Annotated in this window: 3 protein-coding genes and 1 pseudogene; 3 read left to right on the top strand and 1 reads right to left on the bottom strand. The window is 49.0% G+C overall.

All coding sequences use genetic code 11. The features are described from left to right. A partial coding sequence (locus BBW68_RS18535) for a hypothetical protein (protein WP_148127698.1) occupies positions 1–320 on the bottom strand: 320 nt, incomplete at its 3' end. A gap of 544 nt (positions 321–864) precedes the next feature. On the opposite strand from BBW68_RS18535, the gene metK reads away from it, so the two are divergent. From metK to BBW68_RS17155, 3 genes and pseudogenes are all read left to right on the top strand, one after another. Next, positions 865–2,019 (top strand): methionine adenosyltransferase, encoded by a 1,155-nt coding sequence (gene metK / locus BBW68_RS13755; RefSeq protein ID WP_070135779.1) that lies wholly within the window; start codon positions 865–867, stop codon positions 2,017–2,019. Between the two features lie 360 nt (positions 2,020–2,379). Continuing rightward, positions 2,380–2,962, top strand: a pseudogene (locus tag BBW68_RS13750) (MFS transporter); the annotation flags it as partial. 84 nt (positions 2,963–3,046) lie between these two features. Then, positions 3,047–3,276 (top strand): helix-turn-helix domain-containing protein (locus BBW68_RS17155; protein ID WP_148127696.1); only part of this gene is annotated, 230 nt, incomplete at its 3' end.

Raw genomic sequence — 3,276 nt, 5'->3', positions numbered from 1 at the left:
TATAGCAAAAAGTCGGTGCCTTTTCCCTGTTTTGGGATGGTTTTTATCTTCCCATACATAAATGATATTTTATTTATGGTTTTTATTGCATTATCTGGTAATTTCATTCTGGCTTTGCATATTGATGAGGCAGAGACCGGTTTATGCTGGGGTAATGGTATTTTTTTACGAGCACACTCAGCCCATACTTCATTAATAATATAAGCGTATCCGTGATTATTTTCCCTGATATAATTTTTATTAGAAACAAAACAACCAATTTGTTGTCTATTGATCTTTCCTTTTTTGCCATGAATTGGCAATTTTTTAACATGAATCATAAAATGTTTTATTCAAATAGTGATATATGTCCATCAGCATCCTCTCCGAAAACGCCTAGATTTTTATAGCATAGTTGCATAGTTGCTTTCTTAAGCGAATGCCATTGGAGATCCAACAGGGACAATACTCAGGATAATCTGAGAATATCATGGTGTTGTGACAGTTTAACCAATGTGTAGAAAAGCAAGAACTGAGGCTGAAAGTCACTAAAAACACGATGACTGGCAGTCTGGTGCGGCGCAAGTCAAAACCGCAACGGCAGGCGCGGCGTTTTATACAGCTAACCCTGTCAGGATTAATTGCCACTCTTTACGCTGACTGGAAAATCCTTGTAAGTAAAAAAAACTGGCAATTCGCTTAACGTGTAATCTAAAATAGCCGTACAGATTAATCCGTCTATACTCGTTAGCTTCTAAGCGTCTTGTACTAGTGCTAATCGCTTTGCCTGTGGGAGCGCTAATTCTGAGTGACCGGCTGGTTTCCAGTCTTTGCGCTATGCAGTCGATCTTCCACCCGTTCAAGTCAGTCAAGGTAAAGAATAAAATGGCTAAACACCTTTTTACATCCGAGTCTGTATCAGAAGGACATCCTGATAAAATCGCCGACCAGATTTCTGATGCCGTGCTCGATGCTATCCTCGAGCAGGATCCGAAAGCCCGCGTTGCGTGCGAGACCTATGTGAAAACCGGCATGGTGCTGGTTGGCGGTGAAATCACCACCAGCGCATGGGTTGATATCGAAGAGATCACGCGTCAGACCGTGCGTGATATTGGCTATGTTCATTCTGATATGGGCTTTGATGCCAACTCCTGCGCCGTACTGAGCGCAATTGGCAAGCAATCACCTGACATTAATCAGGGCGTTGACCGTACCGATCCGCTGGAACAGGGTGCAGGCGACCAAGGCCTGATGTTTGGCTATGCCACCAACGAAACTGACGTGCTAATGCCTGCTCCCGTGACCTACGCTCACCGTCTGGTGCAGCGCCAGGCGGAAGTGCGTAAAAGCGGCACGCTGCCGTGGCTGCGCCCGGATGCAAAAAGCCAGATTACCTTCCAGTACGACGACGGCAAGATCGTAGGTATTGACGCGGTAGTGCTGTCGACTCAGCACGCGGAAGATATCTCGCAGAAAGATCTGCAGGAAGCGGTGATGGAAGAGATTATCAAGCAGGTTCTGCCTGCAGAGTGGGTCAACGCCAGCACCAAATATCACATCAACCCGACTGGCCGTTTCGTAATCGGTGGCCCTATGGGCGACTGCGGTCTGACCGGTCGTAAGATTATCGTTGATACCTACGGCGGCATGGCTCGTCACGGTGGTGGTGCATTCTCCGGTAAAGATCCTTCAAAAGTGGACCGTTCAGCAGCCTATGCTGCGCGCTACGTGGCGAAAAACATCGTTGCTGCCGGCTTGGCTGACCGCTGTGAGATCCAGGTTTCCTATGCTATCGGCGTGGCAGAACCCACCTCAATCATGGTGGAAACCTTCGGCACGGAGAAAATCTCTACCGAAACCATGGCCCTGCTGGTGCGCGAGTTCTTCGATCTGCGCCCTTACGGTCTGATCCAGATACTGGATCTGCTGCATCCAATCTATCGCGAAACTGCCGCTTATGGTCACTTTGGTCGCGAACATTTCCCATGGGAAAAAACCGACAAAGCAGCCCAGCTGCATGAAGCTGCTGGCCTGAAATAACCTTTTCGGCTCGCATTTTCACAGGGGTACCTTCGGGTGACCCTTTTTTATTGGACTTATGATAGCGATTACATTTATAAACATCTTATTTTTCTGCTAATTAAGATTTTCCTCTCTTAACATTGCGACATAAAATGGGCTATTTCAGCACAGTCTGATTTTGATCGGGCTGTGAAATAATACACACTACAAATCGCTATGACTTACTGGTTACAAAGCGCAGCGGCAGGGAAAAAGGGCATTTTCAGATACTTTTGGTGTGTAAGCGATTACACCAGTGTGATCTGAAGCACAGCCTGATGCGCTTGGGTTTTCTAACACCTATAACAATAACAAGCGGTACTACTAAATGGAGGCGTTATGCCTGATAATAAAAAGCGCAGCAGAACATCGAACAAGGTCATGACCCTGTTCGTCTGTTTCCTTGCAGCCCTAGCCGGTCTGCTGTTTGGCTTGGATATTGGCGTTATCGCCGGTGCATTACCTTTCATCGCGAAAGACTTCAACGTTACTGCGCATCAGCAGGAGTGGATCGTCAGCTCAATGATGTTTGATGCCGCCATCGGTGCCGTCGGCAGCGGCTGGATGTCTTCCTATCTTGGTCGTAATAAAGAGCCTGATGATCGGCGCAGTGCTGTTCGTTATCGGCTCCCTGTGGTCCGCATTTTTGCCTAACCCGGAAATGCTGATTGTTGCCCGCGTCCTGCTAGGACTGGCTGTTGGTGTCGCTTCCTACACCGCACCGCTCTACCTGTCTGAAATCGCCCCAGAGAAAATTCGCAGCAGTATGATTTCGCTGTACCAGCTGATGGTCACTATCGGTATTCTCGGGGCGTATCTTTCCGATACTGCGTTTAGCTACACCGGCGAGTGGCGCTGGATGCTGGGCGTGATTACCATTCCTGCCCTGCTGCTGGTAGGCGTCTTCTTCCTGCCCAACAGTGTCGCTACCGATGTAAAACTGGCCCACCTGCCGATGTAAATCTGACCCACCCAGGGTAAAAATGGCAGTTTTAAGGCACTGCCAATGATGACATTGGAGACCAGAGTGGAGATGAGTGTTTTACACCGTCAGGGCATGTCGATACGCGCCATCGCGCGCCAGCTTTCATGCTCTCGTGAGACCGTTCGCAGATATATCCGTAGCCCGCTGCCCGTAGCGGATATCCGCTACAAGCCTCGCGCCCCCAGCCCCTGCAAGCTTGCCCCGTTCAAGCCCTATATCCTTGAGCGCGTGGCCGCTGCCAGGCCCCAGGG

It is taken from the genome of Candidatus Erwinia dacicola (assembly GCF_001756855.1).
Classification (GTDB): domain Bacteria; phylum Pseudomonadota; class Gammaproteobacteria; order Enterobacterales; family Enterobacteriaceae; genus Erwinia; species Erwinia dacicola.
Note: the sequence above shows the minus strand (reverse complement) of the source record. Positions and strands in the feature narration are given on the sequence as shown.

What these genes read in the sequence shown, in the direction of transcription:
- metK (WP_070135779.1), top strand. Translation starts at nt 865, where the DNA reads ATGGCTAAACACCTTTTTACATCCGAGTCTGTATCAGAAGGACATCCT.